The 21,786-nt window shown below is 44.7% G+C and carries 22 protein-coding genes, 1 tRNA gene and 1 riboswitch; of the genes, 7 read left to right on the top strand and 16 right to left on the bottom strand.

The genetic code is table 11. The features are described 5' to 3' along the window. Window positions 1–459: 459 nt before the first annotated feature. From DD616_RS07070 to ftnA, 4 genes are all read right to left on the bottom strand, one after another. Window positions 460–1,647, bottom strand: coding sequence for a BaiN/RdsA family NAD(P)/FAD-dependent oxidoreductase (locus tag DD616_RS07070; protein WP_208872119.1), 1,188 nt, complete (start codon window positions 1,645–1,647; stop codon window positions 460–462). A gap of 142 nt (window positions 1,648–1,789) precedes the next feature. Beyond that, the gene (locus tag DD616_RS07075) at window positions 1,790–2,611 is read right to left on the bottom strand and encodes an HDOD domain-containing protein (RefSeq protein ID WP_019282127.1); all 822 of its coding nucleotides are present in this window, start codon (window positions 2,609–2,611) and stop codon (window positions 1,790–1,792) included. A gap of 145 nt (window positions 2,612–2,756) precedes the next feature. After that, window positions 2,757–3,080 (bottom strand): universal stress protein UspB, encoded by a 324-nt coding sequence (uspB, locus tag DD616_RS07080; RefSeq protein WP_010319583.1) that lies wholly within the window; start codon window positions 3,078–3,080, stop codon window positions 2,757–2,759. Between the two features lie 70 nt (window positions 3,081–3,150). Further along, window positions 3,151–3,678, bottom strand: a complete 528-nt coding sequence (ftnA, locus tag DD616_RS07085; RefSeq protein WP_013855622.1) for a non-heme ferritin — start codon at window positions 3,676–3,678, stop codon at window positions 3,151–3,153. Between the two features lie 154 nt (window positions 3,679–3,832). On the opposite strand from ftnA, the gene DD616_RS07090 reads away from it, so the two are divergent. Together DD616_RS07090 and DD616_RS07095 are read left to right on the top strand one after the other, a co-directional pair. Beyond that, window positions 3,833–4,258, top strand: a complete 426-nt coding sequence (locus DD616_RS07090; protein ID WP_010319581.1) for a universal stress protein — start codon at window positions 3,833–3,835, stop codon at window positions 4,256–4,258. A gap of 56 nt (window positions 4,259–4,314) precedes the next feature. Then, a complete protein-coding gene (locus DD616_RS07095) occupies window positions 4,315–5,190 on the top strand; it encodes a carboxylate/amino acid/amine transporter (RefSeq protein ID WP_088733018.1) in 876 nt (291 codons plus the stop codon). A gap of 134 nt (window positions 5,191–5,324) precedes the next feature. Here DD616_RS07095 and DD616_RS07100 read toward each other — a convergent pair whose 3' ends face one another. Further along, a complete protein-coding gene (locus tag DD616_RS07100) occupies window positions 5,325–5,771 on the bottom strand; it encodes a hypothetical protein (RefSeq protein WP_013855620.1) in 447 nt (148 codons plus the stop codon). Between the two features lie 117 nt (window positions 5,772–5,888). Beyond that, on the bottom strand, window positions 5,889–6,668 hold the full coding sequence (locus DD616_RS07105) for a class I SAM-dependent methyltransferase (protein WP_047690329.1): 780 nt from the start codon (window positions 6,666–6,668) through the stop codon (window positions 5,889–5,891). A gap of 155 nt (window positions 6,669–6,823) precedes the next feature. Here DD616_RS07105 and asnC point away from each other — a divergent pair, with 155 nt between their 5' ends. Further along, window positions 6,824–7,288, top strand: coding sequence for a transcriptional regulator AsnC (asnC, locus tag DD616_RS07110; protein WP_010319577.1), 465 nt, complete (start codon window positions 6,824–6,826; stop codon window positions 7,286–7,288). 77 nt (window positions 7,289–7,365) lie between these two features. Here the strand turns inward: asnC and tsrA are convergent, their stop codons facing one another. Both tsrA and DD616_RS07120 read right to left on the bottom strand, forming a co-directional pair. Next, window positions 7,366–7,647 (bottom strand): H-NS-like global regulator TsrA, encoded by a 282-nt coding sequence (gene tsrA, locus DD616_RS07115; protein WP_017044523.1) that lies wholly within the window; start codon window positions 7,645–7,647, stop codon window positions 7,366–7,368. Between the two features lie 90 nt (window positions 7,648–7,737). Then, window positions 7,738–8,937, bottom strand: a complete 1,200-nt coding sequence (locus DD616_RS07120) for a multidrug effflux MFS transporter (protein WP_231140405.1) — start codon at window positions 8,935–8,937, stop codon at window positions 7,738–7,740. A gap of 116 nt (window positions 8,938–9,053) precedes the next feature. Here DD616_RS07120 and DD616_RS07125 point away from each other — a divergent pair, with 116 nt between their 5' ends. Both DD616_RS07125 and DD616_RS07130 read left to right on the top strand, forming a co-directional pair. Further along, on the top strand, window positions 9,054–9,995 hold the full coding sequence (locus tag DD616_RS07125) for a LysR family transcriptional regulator (protein WP_026027502.1): 942 nt from the start codon (window positions 9,054–9,056) through the stop codon (window positions 9,993–9,995). A 158-nt stretch (window positions 9,996–10,153) separates the two neighbouring features. Further along, window positions 10,154–11,944 (top strand): aminopeptidase P family protein, encoded by a 1,791-nt coding sequence (locus DD616_RS07130; RefSeq protein WP_208872120.1) that lies wholly within the window; start codon window positions 10,154–10,156, stop codon window positions 11,942–11,944. A gap of 194 nt (window positions 11,945–12,138) precedes the next feature. On the opposite strand, the gene thiH is transcribed toward DD616_RS07130, so the two are convergent. The 8 genes from thiH to DD616_RS07170 form a co-directional block, all read right to left on the bottom strand. Further along, window positions 12,139–13,251, bottom strand: coding sequence for a 2-iminoacetate synthase ThiH (thiH, locus tag DD616_RS07135; RefSeq protein WP_017044527.1), 1,113 nt, complete (start codon window positions 13,249–13,251; stop codon window positions 12,139–12,141). Between the two features lie 2 nt (window positions 13,252–13,253). After that, a complete protein-coding gene (locus DD616_RS07140; protein WP_064626096.1) occupies window positions 13,254–14,018 on the bottom strand; it encodes a thiazole synthase in 765 nt (254 codons plus the stop codon). Next, window positions 14,019–14,228: a sulfur carrier protein ThiS gene (thiS, locus tag DD616_RS07145; RefSeq protein ID WP_010319419.1), complete on the bottom strand. Its 210-nt coding sequence runs from the start codon at window positions 14,226–14,228 to the stop codon at window positions 14,019–14,021. Then, a complete protein-coding gene (locus tag DD616_RS07150; RefSeq protein WP_013855609.1) occupies window positions 14,216–15,004 on the bottom strand; it encodes a HesA/MoeB/ThiF family protein in 789 nt (262 codons plus the stop codon). Before DD616_RS07150 ends, thiS begins: the two co-directional genes overlap by 13 nt. Then, the gene (gene thiE, locus DD616_RS07155; RefSeq protein WP_208872121.1) at window positions 14,994–16,289 is read right to left on the bottom strand and encodes a thiamine phosphate synthase; all 1,296 of its coding nucleotides are present in this window, start codon (window positions 16,287–16,289) and stop codon (window positions 14,994–14,996) included. The genes DD616_RS07150 and thiE overlap by 11 nt, the downstream gene beginning before the upstream one ends. A gap of 4 nt (window positions 16,290–16,293) precedes the next feature. Beyond that, complete coding sequence (gene thiC, locus DD616_RS07160; protein WP_026028513.1) at window positions 16,294–18,243, bottom strand: phosphomethylpyrimidine synthase ThiC; 1,950 nt, start codon at window positions 18,241–18,243, stop codon at window positions 16,294–16,296. Window positions 18,244–18,352: 109 nt separating this feature from the next. Continuing rightward, window positions 18,353–18,451: riboswitch (TPP riboswitch) on the bottom strand. 52 nt (window positions 18,452–18,503) lie between these two features. Further along, a complete protein-coding gene (gene crcB / locus DD616_RS07165) occupies window positions 18,504–18,887 on the bottom strand; it encodes a fluoride efflux transporter CrcB (protein ID WP_013855606.1) in 384 nt (127 codons plus the stop codon). 401 nt (window positions 18,888–19,288) lie between these two features. Further along, complete coding sequence (locus tag DD616_RS07170) at window positions 19,289–19,810, bottom strand: RDD family protein (RefSeq protein ID WP_013855999.1); 522 nt, start codon at window positions 19,808–19,810, stop codon at window positions 19,289–19,291. A 153-nt stretch (window positions 19,811–19,963) separates the two neighbouring features. Here DD616_RS07170 and DD616_RS07175 point away from each other — a divergent pair. Together DD616_RS07175 and DD616_RS07180 are read left to right on the top strand one after the other, a co-directional pair. After that, window positions 19,964–20,048: transfer RNA gene (locus DD616_RS07175), tRNA-Leu, on the top strand. Window positions 20,049–20,296: 248 nt separating this feature from the next. Then, window positions 20,297–21,547: a cyclic di-GMP phosphodiesterase gene (locus tag DD616_RS07180; protein WP_017045406.1), complete on the top strand. Its 1,251-nt coding sequence runs from the start codon at window positions 20,297–20,299 to the stop codon at window positions 21,545–21,547. Window positions 21,548–21,786: the final 239 nt, after the last annotated feature.

Here is a 21,786-nt window from a genome sequence, read left to right on the forward strand (position 1 = left end):
ATCCGTTGTGAATATGATTTTTAGCCGTTTACTGGTTCAATAAAATGCACATTTATTCATACTTTTACAGCATATCGAATCACATGCTTTGAGCTAAAAGTGATAAGCATGAAAAAGCCGTTGCTATGTTCAATCTTCGAGTAAACAAAAAGCAGAAGGATAGCGCGAACTTTTTATGATTTTTGGATATCAAAGGGTAAGTACAAAGAACCAAGCATTTGATATGCAGACGCATTCGCTTGAGTAATATAGGAGCAAGAAGATTTTCCTGATATTGCGTCTGGTGCAAAAATCAGCCGACCTTCTTTGAACAACGCCTTGCCCCGTTGCGGGCAAGTGAGGCTATCAACGCCTACAAATGAGACAGGCTAGTCCGTTCGTGAAAGCACGGTGTAGAGATAATAAAGTTTGTATCCTTGGGGTGATCCTCGTCACCCCTTTTGGGTCTTCTCTACACACTTACACCCACTGTCCAGCGACATAGCCGCTTGACCAACACCATTGGAAATTATAGCCGCCAAGCCAGCCCGTCACATCCATTACCTCACCAATAAAATAGAGGCCAGAAACCGATTTGCATTCCATGGTTTTCGATGAGAGGCAATCGGTGTCTACGCCACCTAATGTGACTTCGGCTGTGCGATAACCTTCAGTACCATTGGGAAGAATCGGCCAATGTTGTAAGTCGTGTGCGATAACGGTTATTTCGTGTGGGTTTAACTGTTTGAGCGGTTTATCGACAAAAGCTTTACGCTCAATCAGCACTTCAACCAAACGCTTAGGCAGTACTTTCGCGAGTGTGTTTTTTAAGCTTTGATTTGGGTGTGCTTCACGTGATTCATTCAATAGCCGCTCGATATCTACTTCCGGCACTAAGTTGATACTGACCTTCTGCCCCGCTTTCCAGTAAGAAGAAATTTGCAACACCGCTGGCCCAGATAAACCACGATGAGTAAACAGCAGTGCTTCTTTAAACACAGTGCCATCTTCAGTAGTGATTTCAGTTGGAATGGCAATGCCGGCCAGTTCGGCGAAATCTTCTTTATCTTGTTTATGCAGTGTAAAAGGCACGAGCCCGGCCGTGGTTGGGATCACCGCCAGTCCAAACTGCTCTGCAATTTTGTAACCAAAAGGAGTCGCACCAAGCTTGGGCATCGACAAGCCGCCCGTTGCGACTACCAATGACTGGCACTCGATCGGCCCGTCATTGGTGGTGAGCTGAAAGCCGTTTGGCACCTTATCTATCGATTGAATCTCGACTTGATAACGCTGCTTGACCGTCGGTAAATCGCACTCTTTTAGCAACATATTGACGATGTCCTTCGCCGAATCAAGGCAAAAGAGCTGGCCATGATCGCGCTCTTCAAACGCAATATTGTATTTACTGACCAGCGAGATAAAGTCCCACTGGCTGTACTGCGATAACGCTGATTTAACGAAATGGGGATTGCGGCATAAGTAGTTGGCGGCCGATAGTTCATAATTGGTGAAATTACAGCGACCGCCACCTGAGATCAAAATTTTACGGCCAGGCTTTTTGGCATGATCGAGAACGCATACGCTGCGCCCGCGCAGGCCAGCTTGCGCGGCGCACATTAGCCCGGCGGCGCCAGCACCAATAACGACAACATCAAACGACTGACTCATGCTTTCACCTTCATTTAACTAGACGCATACGCACCTAATGACAAACAAAAAGGATGCAGCGCTGGTGGCGTACATCCTTATCAATGGGGGACATTTTAACGACTAATTGAGTGAAGACAAGGTTAATCCACCAGCGACGGTATTAGACGAGCTGCTCGGCAAGCTCGCGCCCTTTTCCGCGAACGGCGTCAATTGTTTCAGCAAATGTGGCAGATATTGCCAGCACACGAGCATCTGGGTGCTCAGCCAGAAATAAGCGTTTTTCTTTTTCGGTCAGGATATCCCATTGATGGTGGATATCACGGGCAAAATGCAATACACGGGCAAGTTTTGGTGAAAGCTGCGCTTTTTCTGGCTGCGCAGAGTAGGCGATCGCATCGACCATCTCATCAGGAAACTTCCAAGCTTTGGCTAGCTTCGCCCCCAGTACATTCGCATCGGTATGGATGATTTGCTGTTGTGCTTCTAGTTCAACTTCACCAGCATCAACACAAAGGCGAATTTTCAACGCTTCTTGCGGCGCTAATGTGTGGATCATCAATTGGCCAATGTTGTGCAATATTCCGGTAGTAAAAACGCTATTGGCATCGAGTTTACAAGCGGCCCCCAGTTTGCTGGCGATAATGGCAATTTCAAAGGTATCGGACCAATATTGCTGCAGATCCAAGGTGTCAATTTTAGGAAAAGCACTGGATAATACCGATGCCACCACCATAGTTCTCACCGAGCCACTTCCGACACGAATCACCGCATCATTGATAGAGGCCACTGTGCGGCTTCCGCCAAAATGTGCCGAATTTGCAAGGCGAAGCAGCCGCGCACTCAACACTTGTTCCATGGCAATTTTTTTTGTGAGCGCACCAAAATCGACCTCTTCCTTATTAACCATTTCGAGTAGTTCTTGTAATACTTGTTGAATACGAGGTAACTCATTCAAACGTGCGAGCAGTGCTTTTTCATCCATTATTTTTCTCCTTTCGATTGCTCTTGCTAATAATAGTCGCCGCACAATGAAGATGCATAATAGTGAAGAAATAAGTCGATGACTTTATACAGACGATAAAAAAGGAGCACGATAGCTCCTTTAATCAATACAATGACTGGCTCAGTTATACGATACAAGCCGCGAAGGTTGTCACCGCCAGCAATGACATCGACAAGATAAACAGCGCTCTAACGCGATCACACTTGCCCGTAAATAGGGGATCGTGGTGATGGTGATACTCTTTACCTTTCAAATAGTGGAAAAGACGAACCTGCTTGGTGACATTACCGTGAGTGGTAAAAAAGCCACCGCCATCCACTTGTTGATAAAGCAATGGATGAGCTTCACGCATGATGTAAATAAGTGAGCGTAGCGCCGTAAGATACCTGACTAGGTTAACCCCAGTGACCAGCATTAGCGCAAATAAAATTGTATCCCCAGTGATCATCTTTTCCTCCCTACACCTTTGCATAGAACCCAAAGAAAAAGACGATCGCTTCATACTCTTTCTGCTGCGATTACACAGCTTGGGTATCCATTACAGAAGATGAGCCGGCTTTTGCCATTGCGGCTAGGTCTTTGTCGATGAAGAACAGCGCCTTACCATCATCACCCACAAGCTCTAGCTTATCTAAAATCCCTTTAAACAACTTCTCTTCTTCATGTTGCTCCGCAACGTACCACTGAAGGAAGTTAAACGTTGAGTAGTCTTGAGATGTGAACGCCGCATGAGCGAGTTTATTAATCTGCTGAGTAATCATCTGCTCATGTTGATAAGTTTCGCGAAACACTTCACCAAGGCTCGTAAACTTATGTTTTGGCGCTGCGATCGCACCAAGGATAGGCAGTGCACCCGTTTCACTCACGTAGGTGAATAAACGCTGCATGTGCTGCATTTCTTCTACGGCATGAGCGCGTAAAAACTCGGCAGCACCTTCAAATCCTTTATCTTCACACCAAGCACTCATTTGTAAGTATAGATTGGATGAAAAAAATTCCAGATTAATTTGTTCATTCAGTTTTTCAACCATAGCTTGTGACAACATGTCGACTCCTAGTTTATGTAACGATTTGAATTGACTATACCATGAACCTCACCATAACACTTTGAGTCAGGTATGCGGATATGAGATCACGACGACAAAAAACTCTCGGCCTCAGTGCTAATCTTTAATCAGTACCCCATCAGGAGATAATACAATGAGTTATCAACATATTTTGGTTGCCATTGATCTTTCAGAAGACAGTAAACTCTTAGTCGACAAAGCTGTTGCACTGGCAAAACCACTCGATGCTGACGTTTCTTTCATTCATATTGATGTCAACTATGCCGAGCTGTATACCGGACTCATTGATATCAATTTAGCAGAAACTCAACATCACGCGATGGAAGCGTCACAAAAGCAGCTGCAAGCCTTAGCGGAACACGCGCAATACCCTATCCGCCATACACTAGTAGGCAGCGGCGACCTTAGTAATGAGCTCTGCGAAACCATCGCCGAATTCAGTGTTGATTTGGTGGTCTGCGGTCATCATCAAGATTTTTGGAGCAAGTTACTCTCATCCACTCGGCAACTGATTAACTGTTCGCCAGTCGACATGCTTGTAATACCACTTCACGACTGACGACAAGCCAAAACTCGGTTAGACTGCGGGTTATTTACTGTTCAGCGTTGTTTGTTATGGCCTATCTCTCTGCAGTCACCCTACTTTGGGCATTTTCATTTAGCTTGATCGGCGTTTATCTCGCCGGTCAAGTTGATTCTTGGTTCGCGGTTTGGATGCGCGTTGCATTAGCGAGCTTAGTATTTCTACCTTTGATCAGGTTTAAAACCGTTCCCGCTCCGTTGATCGCTAAGTTGATGACCATTGGTGGAATTCAACTGGGCCTGATGTACTGTTTCTACTATCAATCATTTTTACTGCTATCGGTTCCTGAAGTTTTGCTGTTTACGGTGTTTACACCAATCTACGTCACGCTGATCTACGATCTACTGAAAGGCCGCTTTTCTCCGTGGTACTTAGTGACGGCGGCCATTGCCGTAATCGGTGCCGTTTTTATTAAATTTGCGGCAATAAACGAGCACTTTTTGCTGGGCTTTTTGGTGGTGCAAGGGGCTAACCTCTGTTTTGCTATCGGCCAAGTGGCTTATAAATACCTCATGGAAAAAGAGACCATTACTTTAGCGCAACACAGCGTATTCGGTTATTTCTACTTAGGTGCATTGGTGGTAGCAAGCGTGGCATTTTTACTGTTTGGTAATAGTGAAAAACTGCCCACTACCTCTTTGCAATGGGGTATTTTGATCTACTTAGGGGTAATTGCTTCTGGGCTTGGTTACTTCGTGTGGAACAAAGGAGCCTGTTTAGTCAACGCAGGCGCATTAGCGATTATGAATAATGCGCTGGTTCCCGCCGGATTAGTGGTGAACATTCTGATTTGGAATCGCGACGTAGATTTAATCCGCCTTGCAATTGGCGGCGTGATCATTTTGTTCTCACTGTGGGTCAATGAAACTTGGGTAAAGCGCAAAGTCGCTGCCAGCCGTACTCACTGAATCAGGTTGAGCGTTAAAAACAACAAAGCCCGCAATCATCGCGGGCTTTGTTGTTGAAAAAGGGGCTATCGTGGCTCGGTTTAACTCACCATCTGTTTTCAGTAAACCATCTATTTTTAGTAAACTATCTGTTTTTAGTGAATCTGCCGTTGTAGTGAACGTTCACTAACCGAAGAAATTCGTTGATTCACATCGGCAAACTTTACTTGTAATGCAGGGTGTTTCTTTAACAGTTTTTGCTGCTGTTTCAGCACTTTTTCTAACTTCTTCAGTACTTTTTTTTGTTTTTTTAACGCTTTCTTGTTCTGTTTTTCCGATCGCTTGGCGGCCTTTTTACCTTTGTCCGTCATGCCATTTGACGTACCAGAGCGCAGTTGTTTCTTCCCTTCCGAAACAAGCTTTGTCGATGCACTCGGAATAGCAGCAGGCTTACACAGCGTGTTTTTATCCGATGATGAACGAGCACATGAGCGACAAAGAAATTTTGGCGCAGCCACAATCTGATGGATATCCCCAAGCTGGCTAGTAATATCGTGTCGGTTCAATTTGCATAAACGCTTATTCATGTACGCCTCGATCACGAATAGGAATAGGAATAATTATTAGTTAGATATACAATTCCAAACACGATTAAGCAAGCACTAAATTACATCTATGGGCCACGAGATTTTCTCGCCAAAGCTAACGTATTGAATGCGTTAGATCATCGCCGCTTTCACATACACATCAAAACGATTTTTCTTGGTTTCAATCGCCATACTCGGCTTCTGTTTGTCTAACCAATCGGCATAGTCAGGACGCTTCACCACCACGCGTTTGGTCGCCAAACTTAAGGCTGGGTTTAATAATGCATCAGCATCCAAGTCAGCGCCCACCAGCGATTGAAAGACGCGCATCTCCTTTTTTACCAAAGCCGTTTGTTTTTTACTTTCCGGGTGCGGGTACATGGGGTCAAGATACACCACATCTGGCTTTACAAAATTTTCATCTTGCGCCAGTTTTTCGAGCGCATCATGACTCGAAGCGTGAAGTAACGACATCCGCTCGCTTACCCAGCCGCCAATCTCCGCATCTTGCTTGGCACGCTCTAAACCATCATCGAGCAGCGCGGCCACAACGGGATGCCGCTCGACCATTTGCACTTTACAGCCGAGCGAGGCCAACACAAAAGCATCACGACCTAACCCAGCCGTTGCATCTAACACGGTCGGTGTCGCTCCTTTGTTTAGTCCAGCAGCTTTGGCTATCGACTGACCTTTACCGCCACCAAATTTACGTCGGTGAGCAACCGCCCCCGTGACTAAATCGACATAAATAGCGCCGAGTTTAGGCTCATCCAGTTTACGCAACTCAAGACGATACTGAGTTAATACCAAGGCAAATGGGCTCTCAGCGCATGGTTTTAATCCCCAACGCGCGGCTAATGTATCCAAATGTGCTTGCTGAGCAGGAACTTCGCAAATCAGTTGTAGCTGCAAGTTAACTCCGAAACAAAAGAAATAATGAGGAGGCTTGAGTTTACCCAATTTTCACTGACGTGACTAAAGCTTATCGCTTTTCTTAAACGGCGGCTTACGAGAAACAACGACCAGTGATAAACTGAGCGAACCATTTCAATGATAAGGATGCTGTGATGCAAGCCACTACCGCTAAACTGGACGAACTCGACCGCGCCATTTTAAAAATTTTAATGGACGATGCACGCACGCCCTACGCAGAAATGGCCAAGCAGTTCAACGTTAGCCCTGCCACTATCCATGTTCGCATTGAAAAGATGAAATCGGCCGATATCATTCAGGGTACGGAAGTGATCGTCAATACCAAAAAATTGGGTTATGACGTGTGTTGTTTTATCGGTATCAATCTCAATGCCGCGCGAGACTACCATTCGGCGCTCGCCAAACTCAATGCGCTGGACGAAGTGGTGGAAGCCTATTACACCACAGGAGCCTATAATATTTTTGTGAAGTTAATGTGCCGCTCGATTGAAGAATTACAATTTGTGCTGATCGACAAATTACAGGCTATTGATGAAGTGCAATCCACAGAGACGCTTATTTCCTTACAGAACCCGATTAACCGAAATGTGAATCCTTAATCACCGAAGCCGCAAACACCACGCAATAAAAAGCCCGAAACTAAATTCCGGGCTATGGCATCGGTACTGATAATAAATTATTTGTTCAGATAAGTTAAAAGCTCTTCAGCCGAAATACCCTGCTTTGCCAATTCCTTCGCCATGATTTCGACTTGCTCGCCTTTACGCGCTTCAATCACTTGTTGAAACTGAAAGACTAAATCACGCAGAACTGGTAATGGTACTTGTTTGGCGGCACTGCGAATACGCTCACTACTTTGGTTGCCTAATTCATTCAGCAATTTTCCGAACATGACCTTTTCTGGAGACTCGTCGAGTTGTTCCCAAATTCGAGCCATTTCATAGGTTGTCATTGACATTGTTGTTTCGTTTCCAAAGTGCAATTGAAATAATTAAGTGACTAAATATACACCCGTTAAAAAGAATATAAAACAGCAGGTGACAATTTATTAATTCACCACTAATTGATGCCAATAACGCCCTGCTTTAGAAAACAGGATAAACAACGCTGGCGCAATCAGCCACATTTGCAGTGCAATTAATATCTGAGGCTCTAACCCAACACGCTGCATGGTGCCAACTAACAGGCCTGCACCACTCATCTGAAACAAACCAAGCAGTGCTGCGGCGGTTCCCGCACGGTCACCAAATGGCGCCAGTGCTTTTCCTGCGGCCGCTCCCAGAATCCAAGCAAAACCGATTGATGACATAAAAATGGGCAGCATAAAGGCAATCGCCGTTTTCTGTTGTGCCAGCGCGACCATGGTAGTCCCCGCAACCAATAATGTGGCGATTCCAACCACCAGCGCCATATGGGTACCAAACCTATCCATAAATTTCGGCGCACTCAGGCAAGCAACGATATTAATGATGGCATTGAGTCCAAACCAGAAAGTAAATTCATTCATAGTCAATCCATAACCTTCCATTAATACCACTGGGGCAGAAGTGACATAGGCTAAAATAACCGCCATCGCTAACATACATAATGAAGCATGGAAGAGAAAAGATGGTGTTTTCAATACGGACCAGTAACGCGATAACTTAAAGAACGCTTGCTGTTCGGTGGCTTGTGGGTTGGTTTCTTTCATACCAATCACCATCATTAAACCCGCGACCACGGCAAAACTAGCCATAAAGCTGAAGTTACTGCGCCAGCCAAATTGCTGAGTTAACCAACTACCAAGGATTGGCGCTAATGCAGGAATAAAACAGATTGCACCATTTAAGTAGCTGATCATTTTGCCGCTACGTTGTGGACCAAAAATATCGCGAACTGTTGCAAAAGCCGCTACCGATGTCGCGCACGCACCGAAGCCTTGTAGTAGCCGAGCCATCAGCATCCATTCAATACTTTGAGCGGCCCACGCCAAGCAAGCACTCAATGCATAAATACTGATCCCTCCTAATGCAACAGTTCGACGACCGAGTTTGTCCGCTAGCGGGCCAGCAAAGAGTTGACCGACTCCCATAGCAAACAGAAACCAAGTAATCGTATCTTGTGCATAAGCGTGTTCCACGTGAAACGTTTGAGAAATTTGCGGTAAAGCTGGTAGATAAATATCAATCGCTAACGGGCTAAACAGAACCAACAAAATCAGTAATGCCAATTGACGCTTGCTATGCGCGTCAGAGGTTATTTGCTTCACGAAACACTCCAGTAATGAGAAAGAACACACTTTTACAACTCGGCTATAATAGAGCAATGATGATATGAATAGAAATGGCTTATACTCATCACAATTATTCCCAAATGGAAATACAGATGAATATAGAAAAATTAGCCAGAATCGATCTTAATTTGCTTGTTTGTCTGTCCGTACTGCTAGAAGAACTGAACGTAACGCGCGCCGCCCATCGCCTCTGTTTGAGTCAATCTGCCGTCAGTAAATCGCTTGCCAAGCTTCGTCAGCAGTTTAATGACCCGTTGTTTATTCGTAATTCACATGGCTTAAAGGCAACGCCGCAAGCGCTCTATCTCAAACCCAAACTCGACACTCTCATCAATCAGCTCGAGCTACTCACTCAACCACAACAATTTTCACCACAAAGCAGTGAATACCGTTTTCATATTGCGGCAGTAGAAAGCGTCTACCCATTAATTCTCCCTCATTTTTTGCCCGCTATTTTCAGCCAAGGTCCAAATCTCAACATCAATACTCACTCTTGGAATGACCAAACCTTTAAGAAATTGCAGCTTGGTGAGTTGGATTTAGGCATTACCGGCAAGGACATTGATATCAATGATGCCAAATTAACGATGCTGCCACCCAGTGATATCTGTGAGCAAGAGATCTATCGAGATAGCCAAATGTGCGTGGTACGTAAAGACCACCCAGCATTACGAGACAATTGGACGTTAGAGCGCTATTTATCGCTACGTCACGTACAAGTACGCTGCGATGGTAATGATCGCTGGCTACTCGACTATCGCTTGGCGGATATCGGCCGAGAAAGGGACATCGCAATTACAGTACCGGATTTTAATAGTGCCGCCAGCCTTTGTACCTATACTGATTTTATCTTTACCGCGCCGAGCCACTTCACCCACCTAGTAGCTAAGCAGATGGATCTCGTCGTGTTGCCATTACCGATGGAATTTCCACCTATGGCTTATACGTTATTTTGGCACAGAGACAGAGAAAGTGACCCCGCATTGAGCTGGTTAAGGCAGATGATCCAAACCAAAACACTGCATCTCAGGTGAAGCTGCGGTTTGCGCCAGTTCGATAAAAAGAGTAGCTTATTGAAGCTCGTCCCCATCGCCACAACCCCATAGACACAATAATAAAGTCAGGGTTTGCTATGGATTTGCACAGCCCCCTACACCTACAACGGACGGTTATGAGAAAGGATATAACACAGATGCATGATTCAATCGCACAACGCGTATCAGCCTTACGTGGCTGGCTCACACAACAAGGGCTTGATGCCATCATCATTCCACACGAAGATGAATATCTCGGGGAATATGTACCGCAACACAACGAACGCCTGCATTGGTTAACTGGTTTTACTGGCTCGGCAGGCGCGGCTGTGGTCACCCACGATAACGCGGCTATTTTTGTGGATGGCCGCTATACCGTGCAAGTTCGTAAACAAGTGCCAGAGGCAACCTTTGAGTACCGTCACTTGATTGAAGAGCCCGTTCTTGATTGGCTCCAAAGCGCATTGGTCTCAGGTAGTAAAGTGGGATTTGATCCGCGCATGCATCGAGCAAGCTGGCTTAAAGCAGCACAGGCAAAATTATCTGATGAGTTACAGCTTATTGCCGTCGGCAGTAACCCAATCGATGAGTTATGGAAGGACCGTCCTAGCGCTGCAATTTCAGCAGTGCGCCTAATGGGTAATGAACTCGTCGGTATCAGTAGCCATGATAAGCGTGAGCAAATAGCCCATCAGCTGAGTAAGAAAAAGATTGATGCGGCGGTACTGACAGAACTTGATTCCATCTGCTGGCTGCTAAATATCCGTGGCCTTGATGTTTCCCGATTACCAGTCTTACTTTCCCATGCCATTATTTATGCTGACTCCAACGTCGATTTCTTCCTTGACCCTGCTCGTCTTCCTGCGGAATTTGACAAGCATGTCGGTGGCGGCGTTCGCGTTCACCATCCAGATCAACTAGAAAAGCAGCTTAATTTACTCGCAGGTAAAAAAGTGATAATCGACCCTGCTACCAGTAATGCATGGTTTACGCTGACTTTACAAAATTCCGCTGCTGAAATCATTAATGACGCCGATCCGTGCTTACTGCTAAAGGCGGCAAAAAATGCAACCGAAGTCTCTGGAATGAAAGCGTGCCACGTGCGTGATGGTGTGGCGATGACCAAATTTCTTGCTTGGTTGGATAATGAAGTGGCTAGCCAAAGACTGCACGACGAAGGCTATTTATCTGACCGCTTACAAGCATTTAGAGAGGAAGACCCAACTCTAGCCGATCTTAGTTTTGATACTATTTCAGCGGCAGGCAGTAATGCAGCTATGTGCCATTACAACCACATCAACCAAGTAAAACCAGGACAATTAGCCCAAGACTCACTTTATCTTGTCGATTCTGGCGGCCAATACTGTGATGGTACGACTGACATTACGCGTACCATTGCCATTGGTAACCCCAGTGAAGAGATGAAAAAACAGTTCACTTTAGTGCTTAAAGGTCATATTGCACTAGCCAGAGCACGCTTTCCAAAAGGCACTTGTGGTCATCAGCTTGATGTACTTGCCCGTCAGCACCTATGGGCTAATGGCTTCGATTATGATCATGGCACTGGTCATGGAGTCGGCCACTTTTTGAGTGTCCATGAAGGGCCACAACGCATCAGCAAAGTTTTCAACAACGTTGCACTGCTTCCGGGTATGGTGCTGTCGAACGAGCCCGGTTATTACCGTGCCGATGCGTTTGGCATTCGTATTGAAAACTTAGAACTGGTGGTCGAAGTTGAAACACAAGGTGATTTCTCTGTGTTGGGGTTTGAGTCACTCACACGTTGCCCGATTGATAAGCGCGCGATCAACATCAATATGTTAACTCGACCAGAGCTCACATGGCTAAATGACTACCATCAAAAAGTATGGGATCAAGTTGGTCCACTCGTTGAGGGTGATAACAAAGCGTGGTTGCACCAAGCGACGCTGCCTATTGAGCATGATTAAACTGCAGTATGATCAAACAAATGCGCTGTAAGTAGTCTCTGTGTAGTAACTTAACCTAGAAAGATGAAAGGCGACCTCGGGTCGCCTTTACTTTAACTTATGATTCTCTTAACTCGAATTCACCTTATTAGTCAAATCACCATACTTTAATGAATGCATCCATATGTTTCACGTGAAACGTGCAAGCCATAACCTCATCCAGAATAGGCAGCATGCCAATCTCGCCACACGACTTCAAAGCCTTGCCCTTTAACAGCGGCGGCAACTTGTGCGGCTGTACGTTCATCGCTAATCACAAATTGCTCAAGCTCGGCCTCTTGCATTGCATAACCTCCAGGCTGTGTTTTTGATCCCGCCGATATGCTAGTAATCCCCAGAGGGATGAGCTTATCCCTAAAGTGCGCCGATTCGCGGGTAGAAAGCGAGAGTTCCACTTCTGAATTGAGCAAGCGAAATGCACAGATGAGCTGAACCAGTTGCTTGTCAGACATAACCGATTTAGGTTGCAGACCACCTTCACAAGGTCGCAAGCGAGGAAACGAAATCGAATAGCGCGTCTTCCAATATCTCTTTTCAAGATAATCCAGGTGAGCGGCCACGTAAAAACAATCGGCCCGCCAATCTTCCAAGCCAATCAAAGCGCCAAGACCAATCTTATCAATCCCCGCCCGGGCAAGTCGGTCCGGTGTTTCAAGGCGAAAGTTAAAATCCATTTTGTTGCCTCGCAAATGATGTAAAGCGTAAGTCGATGGATGATAAGTCTCTTGATATACCATTACCGCATCTAAACCTAAGCTCTTTAGCTCCGCATAGTGCGCTTGCTGAAGCGGTTGAACCTCCATAGCAACATAGCTGACTTCACGCTTTATCAACGGCAGTATCTGCCGGAAATAGTTCATGCCTACTTTGGTTTCATGCTCACCAGTGACCAGCAAGACATTATCAAACTGCATCTGCTTGATAACTGCCAATTCACGTTCAACTTCATGCAAACTTAATGTACGCCGCTTGATGCGATTCTCCATCGAAAATCCACAATAAGTGCACGCATTGGCACACAAATTTGAAAGATAAAGCGGGATATAAAAAGAAAGAGTATTGCCAAAGCGTTGCCTCGTCAGTGCGTAAGAAAGTTGCGCTAACTGCTCGATATAAGGCTCAGCAGCAGGAGAGATTAATGCCTTGAAATCCTCCAAATCGCGCTTCTCTTTATGCAATGCTCGCTCGACATCTGACGCTGTTTTGGAACGGATTGATAACGCAATATCGTCCCAATCGAGTTGTTTGAAACGTTCTAAAAAGCTCATCGCTATTGATCCAAAAATGCAGTTAGAGGGCTGGATGCGATAGCATGATGAACCTGAGTTGCAAGCCCAGCCTCATAAGCCATTCGACCCGACTCCACCGCCAACTTAAATGCCAACGCCATTTGTATCGGATCGCGCGCGGCCGCAATTGCGGTGTTAACTAAGACAGCATCCGCGCCCAATTCCATCGCAAAAGCCGCATGCGATGGCGCGCCAATACCGGCATCAATAATCACGGGTACACGAGCTTGGTTAATGATGATTTCTAAAAAATCTCGTGAGACCAGTCCCTTATTCGATCCAATTGGCGCACCTAATGGCATTACGGCCGCGCACCCCACCTCCTCTAAACGCTTACAGAGTACAGGGTCAGCATGACAATAAGGCAATACGGTAAATCCATCTTTCACCAATTGTTCCGCTGCTTTTAACGTTTCGATAGGGTCAGGCATCAGATACTTAGGATCGGGATGAATTTCTAGCTTCAGCCACGATGTCGATAACGCTTCACGCGCTAAATGGGCAGCAAAAATCGCATCCTTCGCATTTTTCGCACCCGATGTGTTGGGTAAAAGATGGACGCCTGACTCGATAAGTGGCGCTAAAATATCATCATTTAATTGATTAAGATCGACTCGCTTTAATGCCATTGTCGCCATTTGTGAACCAGATATGGCAATAGCTTTTGTCATTAACTCTCGGTTGGCAAATTTCCCCGTTCCAGTGAACAGGCGAGATTCAAACTGTTTATTCGCTATCGTTAACATTTAGCCTCCTGCAATGGCTTGAAACAGCGATATTTGGTCGCCTTCACTTAATAGGGTCGTTGACCACGCACTACGCGGCACTACGCTCTGATTCAGGGCAAACACGCAACCGGTAATCGTGATCGAAAGCAGTTTGGTGAGATCCGCAATACTGGTTCCCGCTGAAACTTGATGAAACTGCTGATTAATCTTGATGGTTATATCTGACATGTGGCTTCTCCCTTCATCTGATCAGTCTGTGGGTACCCACACACCTCGCACTGAGGATCTTTAACAACATTTAAGGTTTGGAATTGAAACAAATGAGCATCAAACAGTGTCAGTTGGTTAGCATTACGCATCGTCTGTCGAGTCAATATCATGATGGCTTGTAAAGCTTGCAGGGTTCCGATGATTCCGACGACAGGCCCCAGAATACCGAATTCATTACAACGCTGCGCGGCAGGCAGTTCGCTATCAGGCACTAAACAGTGATAACAAGGTGACAACGGCAGTTGATCAAAAGCAATGACTTGCCCCTTCCATCCAATAGCCGAACCTGAAATCAATGGCTTAATTAGTTTACGGCACAACTGGTTAATTTGCTGACGACTGTGGATGTTATCCGTGCAGTCAAGAACGACATCAGCATTCAGCACTTCCAGTTCGAGCTGAGTACCAATAAGGCGTTTAGATATCGCTCTTACTCTGCAATCAGGGTTGATGGCTTTAATTTGCTCTGCCATCGCATCGACTTTGGTTTGACCAATTTGCCTCTCTCGGTAGATCACCTGCCGAGGTAAGTTGCTGCTTTCAACTCGGTCATCATCCACTATTACCAGTTGTCCAATACCAGCACTCGCCAAATACAAAACGGCCGCAGACCCTAAACCACCACAACCAATAACCAGCACTCGGCTATCAAGTAAAGATTGCTGTCCATTCTCACCTATTTCAGGGAGCGCAAGTTGCCTTTGATAACGGATAAATTGCGCATCAGAAAGCATAATCACATACCTCCTCAGCACTACTTGGTAATCGGTTTTGTATGATTCGATTGAAACTATCAATGACCAACTGAGGTGATTTTGCTTCTGTCACTGCACGTACAACGGCCAAGCCTGATACATCGCACTGCCAAACTTGCAATGCGTTTTCTAGGTTAATTCCGCCAATTGCAACTGTGGGTATTTTTGCACTTACAACTTCATCTGAGTTGGCGGCACAACTTAAACTCTCAATTAGCTGCTGGTAAAGTTTCAACCTAACAAGCCCCTGTGGCTTAGAGGGCATAATTTTGGTGGTGGTTGGGAATATGTGACCCAAAGCGATATAGCTGGGATTTAGTGAAGCGATGTTCAGAATCTCATAATAGCCGTGAGTTGAAATGCCTAAACAGATCCCAGCTTGAGCAATTTGTGCTAAATCTGCATTGGTGAGATCTTCTTGTCCAAGATGAACGCCAAAAGCACCATGCTTTATCGCAAGCTGCCAATGATCATTAATGAAAACCTGTGCTTGATAGGCTTGTCCAAGCTCAATAGCGGCGATAATTTGTGATTCGAGATCAGGATGTGTTGAATCTTTTATTCGCAATTGGATTGTCTTTACATCAAACTTCAATAACCGCTCGACCCACTCAACGCTATCCACAACAGGATAAAGGCCAATATTTTTGTCTATCTTTGGAAAACAGATGTGATTTTGTTTATCGTCAGCAAAGATGCCAACTGCTGAATGTTGTAGCTGAGGAAAATATCGGCTATCCGTTGGCCATATTTCACGTGAAACACTCATTGCCGCGCGAGCAACCACTAAAGCATCCTCTAGTGGAAAGTCGAGACACAACAATGATAGAACCCAAGCAAAGTGCTCACTCTTTGCATCAGCAGCATGAGCATTCGTAGAATATCTTATACGACGCAGCTCTTCTCCGTGATACCACTCATCGACATAGTCGTGTGAGTCAGCAGCTGTCAGCCCTACCTTGACCAAACCAGTTTCTCGTTTCTGGGAGTGATCGAATGGCATTTGAGCACAAAAATTGACTTGGTACTGCAAGAATAAATTGGGCTTATCAGTTAAAACACTTAGCGCATCTTCGCACGAGGCTAAGTAATCGCTGCCAATCAAAGATGAGTATGAAGGCGTTACTAATTGACAATATAAAGTTGGGCTGGCACCCAAAAAAATATCATCGATATCAAAACCATGATGCTTGGCCAATAGCAAAACCTGTTGTACTTGAGCAGTCAACGCAATGTCATCACGGGGGATAAGTAATTGAATCATCTAATTACTCCTCGCTAACGACTGACTGTTGACTAACAGCAGGATGATAAAGCTCTGATCCTGAGGCTTTAAACTCTTGCGATTTCTGTCTCATGCCTTGTAACGGGTCATCTAGCAGCGTAACGGAAATGAGCGCATCAGCAGCAACTTGCTTGGTATCTAGCGCATACTCTCGAACCTCTTGAGAGATTTTCATCGAGCAGAATTTCGGCCCGCACATAGAGCAAAAATGCGCAACTTTACCAGACTCTTGCGGAAGAGTTTCATCGTGAAAAGCACGCGCCGTAACTGGGTCTAATGCAAGATTGAATTGGTCTTCCCAACGAAACTCAAAACGTGCTTTCGATAACGCATTATCGCGCACTTGTGCTCCCGGGTGCCCTTTCGCAAGGTCTGCAGCATGTGCTGCCAATTTATAAGTAATTAAACCCGTTTTAACATCTTCTTTGTTTGGTAAACCAAGGTGCTCTTTCGGTGTTACATAGCAAAGCATCGCGCAGCCATACCAGCCAATCATCGCAGCACCAATACCGGAAGTGATGTGATCATATCCCGGAGCAATATCGGTAGTTAATGGGCCCAAGGTATAGAATGGCGCTTCATGGCAATGCTTTAATTGTTCATCCATATTCTCTTTAATCAAATGCATGGGGATATGGCCAGGGCCTTCAATAATGACCTGTACATCATATTCCCACGCTATTTTGGTCAACTCACCTAAAGTGCGCAGCTCTGCAAATTGTGCTTCATCGTTAGCATCGGCAATGGATCCTGGCCGTAGTCCATCCCCTAAGGAAAGGGCAACGTCATACTTGGCGCAAATTTCACAAATTTCACGGAAATGAGTGTAAAGAAAACTCTCGGTATGATGGGCTAAACACCATTTAGCGATAATAGAGCCGCCACGCGAAACGATACCAGTAACACGTTTCGCGGTCATTGGCACATAACGAAGCAACAAACCAGCATGAATTGTAAAGTAATCAACACCTTGCTCCGCTTGCTCAAGTAAGGTATCTCGCATTACTTCCCATGATAAATCCTCCGCAATACCATTTACTTTTTCCAATGCTTGATACATAGGCACAGTGCCAATCGGTACGGGGCTATTACGTAAAATCCATTCTCGAGTTTCGTGAATATTTCGCCCAGTAGAGAGATCCATCACGGTATCCCCACCCCAGCGGGTTGCCCATACCAATTTTTCAACCTCTTCTTCAATTGATGAAGAGACGGATGAGTTACCGATATTCGCATTCACTTTGACGAGAAAATTACGACCAATGATCATCGGCTCTGATTCAGGATGGTTAATATTCGACGGGATGATGGCTCGTCCTTCGGCAACTTCACGACGCACAAACTCAGGAGTTATTCGCTTTGGTAGATTAGCCCCCAAATGAATCCCTGCATGTTGCTGGCTCAGCTGTGCATCCATACACTCTCCCCGTCGCGTATTTTCGCGAATGGCAATGTATTCCATTTCGGGTGTGATAACACCTTGCCGCGCATAATGAAGTTGAGTAACGCACTTCCCTTTCTTTGCTCGGCGTATGGCTGGCAAGTTCCCATAACGTAGTTCGTCCAATGTATCATCAGATAAACGTTCTTTAGTGTAAGCAGAACTGACCTCATCAAGCCACTCGGTATCATCCCGCTCAGCGATCCATTTTTCCCTTAATTTAGGCAAACCTTGATATAAGTCGATAGTATGAGATGGGTCGGTATAGACACCTGAAGTGTCATAAACGCATATAGATTCATTCGGTTGATAAATCGGTGAGGACTTTGTGCCCCCGACCAAGCTGTCAGCTAGTTTAATCTCACGCATTGGCACGCGGATATCCGAACGTGAACCAGTAATATAGATTTTAGAGGAATTTGGGTAGGGTTCGACAGACAATGTGTCAATGAATTGTTTGGCTTTCAGTCTCGCTTGTTTGCGACTCGACATAGCATCTTCCTTTTTTGTACTAGGGATAAATGCTTGACGGATTAATGCACAAGAGTTGATCAAAATAGAGTTTTGATCTTAAGGATATAACGCTAGATAGATCACTAGCAGGTTATATTCTCTTGTTCCCTTCGCAGGTATTAGCCTGATCAGGTTCAACGGATCCCGAAAATACGGTCTCAGCCTTATGGCACTCCGACAAGTTGAATCACGATTATAGGGAAAGACTATCCATTAACCAAGATGAAATTGTAATTTCGTTAACTTCTCATCAACAACTGGAAACCTATCCAAGCCGCTGAGATACTTAGCACCACGTTTAATAAGACATTAACACCCATTTTCAGAAAGGCTCCTTGCTGCATCAGCAATACATTATCCATAGAAAATGTAGAAAATGTGGTTAATGCACCCAAGAAACCCAAACCAATAATCTGGCGCCATGGCTCAGTTGCAAGTAATTCACTCTCAAAAGCAGCGATCAATAATCCCATAATAAATGAACCGACAACGTTAACGGTGAGCGTTCCATAAGGAAACCCGCGTCCTAACAAGAACACACATAGCTCGGTAACTAAATAACGTGCACATGCGCCAAATGCGCCACCTAATGCAATAAAACCTAAAATAGACAGCTGTCCCATAGCGAATTCCTAAAAGTAACCGTCGTTATTTTAACCGCTAAGCATAATAAATCGAACCTAATTACTAAAATAATCAAGGAAAGTTATGCTGATAATCTAGTGCTTTTAAAAAGTTACATCCGTCACTTACTGAGTAAATGGATAAGCTAAACCGCTCTTAATGCCAATTGAAGTAACAATATGATCTAATTAAGGCTATTTCACGCTCGGGATCGCTTTCTTGGATACAGCTTGAGTACAGAGAGCTGGCCACAAAAATGTGCCGAAGGGATGAGGTAAACGGAATTAGTTAATTTTTCGGATTGCTATCATAGAGGAAGTGAACAGATAGTAAAAAGCCTCAGCATTTCTGCACTTGTGATCAAGAGACAGGGGCAAACCTTCCTTTTTGTTATTCCGACTCAATTAACTTTAGGAAGTACCACTACTTTCGTTTTGGCCCAAATATCTTGGAACCCTCTTTTTTGTTGATCAAAGGGTACGGTGAGGTTTGCCAAGCCAAAGCCTGAGGTGAACAAACGTATTAAAGCTTGCGTGGCGCTGATTGAATTTCCATCTTGTTCGTTAATTATCAAAAGTCGCCAAGCACGCATCCCTAATGTCTGGCCTGCTCTTGTCCAGAAAAAGACGAAGAAGTAGACCCAGACAGCGGCAAGGTAAAATGTGTAAACATAGCTCCAAATGGGATGACGAGTGAGAAGGTCGCTGACATCTGCATACGAGCCATAGCTCATCACATTCAACGCAACGAGAGCTTCTAATATAGCAACGACAACACCAGCAGCCATCATCTCAAGAGCAATGATGATTAATGCATCGTAAATGAGCGCACCAAATCGGCGTAGTAATCCGGCAGGCGGTAGAGAAATAGAGTTACTCATCATATCTAAACATCTTTTGTATTCGCGAAATTGCAGCAGCATATAGCCTCGGAGAGGATCTGAAAAGAGAAGACACGCACAGCTTGAAGGTTTGTGGCGAAAATATCGGCAAACGATTTGTATTTCAATATTTTGTTATTGCGCCAATAACTTTCTTACGTATAATGCCAACCATCAAAGGGCAATGCCCAAGATGCCGGTGTGGTGAAATTGGTAGACACGACGGATTCAAAATCCGTTTCCTTCGGGAGTGGCGGTTCAAGTCCGCCCACCGGTACCATAATTTAAACAACAAAGCCTCGACGAAAGTCGGGGCTTTGTTGTTTTTGTCCTCGAAATAATAGTCCACTATCTTAGATGAATGGGACTCTTTTGATAGCCTTCACATACTTCTATATTGAACAGCGCACATTTCTTGCTTCTAGCCATACACATTTATATCAACACTACTAATATGTAGTTGATGAACTTTTGAGTGACTTCTTTTAAACTCATTAACTACTTAGTACTTAAGGTGTTATATAAATTGTGGCAAGCATAAAAATCACAGTAGATAGATTGCAGCCTGGCCTGCACATTAAGTTGCCCGTAAAGTGGAACGAACACCCCTTTCTTTTTAATAGCTTTAAGATTAAATCCCAAGAACAGATTCAATTGATAAAACACTTGGGGATTCAACATGTTTATATCAATCCTGCGCAAAGCGATACTCAACCCTTACCTGTCAATACGCAGCCGGAAGCCATAGAAGAATCTTCAGAGATGGAGAGTGAGGCTGAAAAATTGTGGGAAGAGAAGCAGAAACGGATTGAAAAGTTGAACGCATATCGTCGGCGAGTTCTAAACTGTGAAAAAGAGTTTGAGCGTTCTCTATCCCGTATGCGTGCGGTAATGAACAAGATACGCAATCGGCCAGAGGATGCGATAGATGAAGCTTCAATTTTGGTTGAAGATATCGTCGATAAGCTACTGAGTGAAGATAGCGTTACGCTGCATTTAATGAATGGCAAAAGTGAGTTTGAAGACATCTACTTTCATTCACTCAACGTTTCGGTCATTGCAATGATGATAGGAAAAGCGAAAGGGTATGATGCTCAAAAAATCAAAGAACTTGCTTTTGCTGCGCTGTTTCATGATATAGGCAAAATTAAGGTTCCCACCGCGATTGTTAGAAAGAAAACAACACTGACAGAGCCCGAACAAAATTATCTCAAATTACATACTAAGTATGGTTTGGATATTGCGAGCCATATCGATAGCTTTCCAGAAAGTGCAAAGAGAGTAATAGAACAGCATCATGAACTCAATGACGGCAGTGGGTATCCGCTTGGTTTAAAGGAAGCGGCTATTGATGAGCTTTCACAGGTCATTACGGTCGCGAATGTATTTGATAATTTGTGTCATCCCAATATCGTTGCAGAGCAGAAGATTCCTTATATTGCACTTTCCTATATGTATAAGCATTGTAATCACTTATATAGTAACGAAAACTTAAACGTATTGGTTAAATTTATGGGCGTTTTCCCTCCGGGAACCGTTGTTCAGCTTTCTAACAATATGGTTGGGTTAGTCATCTCCGTAAACGCCAGCCACTTACTATATCCTAATGTATTGATTTACGACCCTTCGGTTCCGCGAACCCAAGCGCCCATTATTGATTTAGCTGATCGAGATTTGAAAATTGTTAATGCCATTCTTCCGCATAAACTTCCGGATAAAATCCGAGACTATCTTAACCCACGCTCTAGAATCTCTTATTTCTTCGATAGTGATGAGTAATATGCTTCTTTGTATTGCCTCAGTGCGGGCTTTCATTGACGAAGAAAAACACGCAATATGAAGAGTGTCACCTCAATGCTCGGGTGATAATCAGGAGATTTAGAGAGGGAAATAGGTCGCTAATTAATCGATATTTGACGCTTTGGTGTCTTTTTGTTCACTTGAGCTATCAGAAGGTACTTTTTTCTAAAAACCGCTTGCACTCATCTTCGTTCTCCCTATAATGCCGCCTCACTGAC

Source organism: Vibrio anguillarum, from assembly GCF_003390515.1.
Classification (GTDB): Bacteria; Pseudomonadota; Gammaproteobacteria; order Enterobacterales; family Vibrionaceae; genus Vibrio; species Vibrio anguillarum.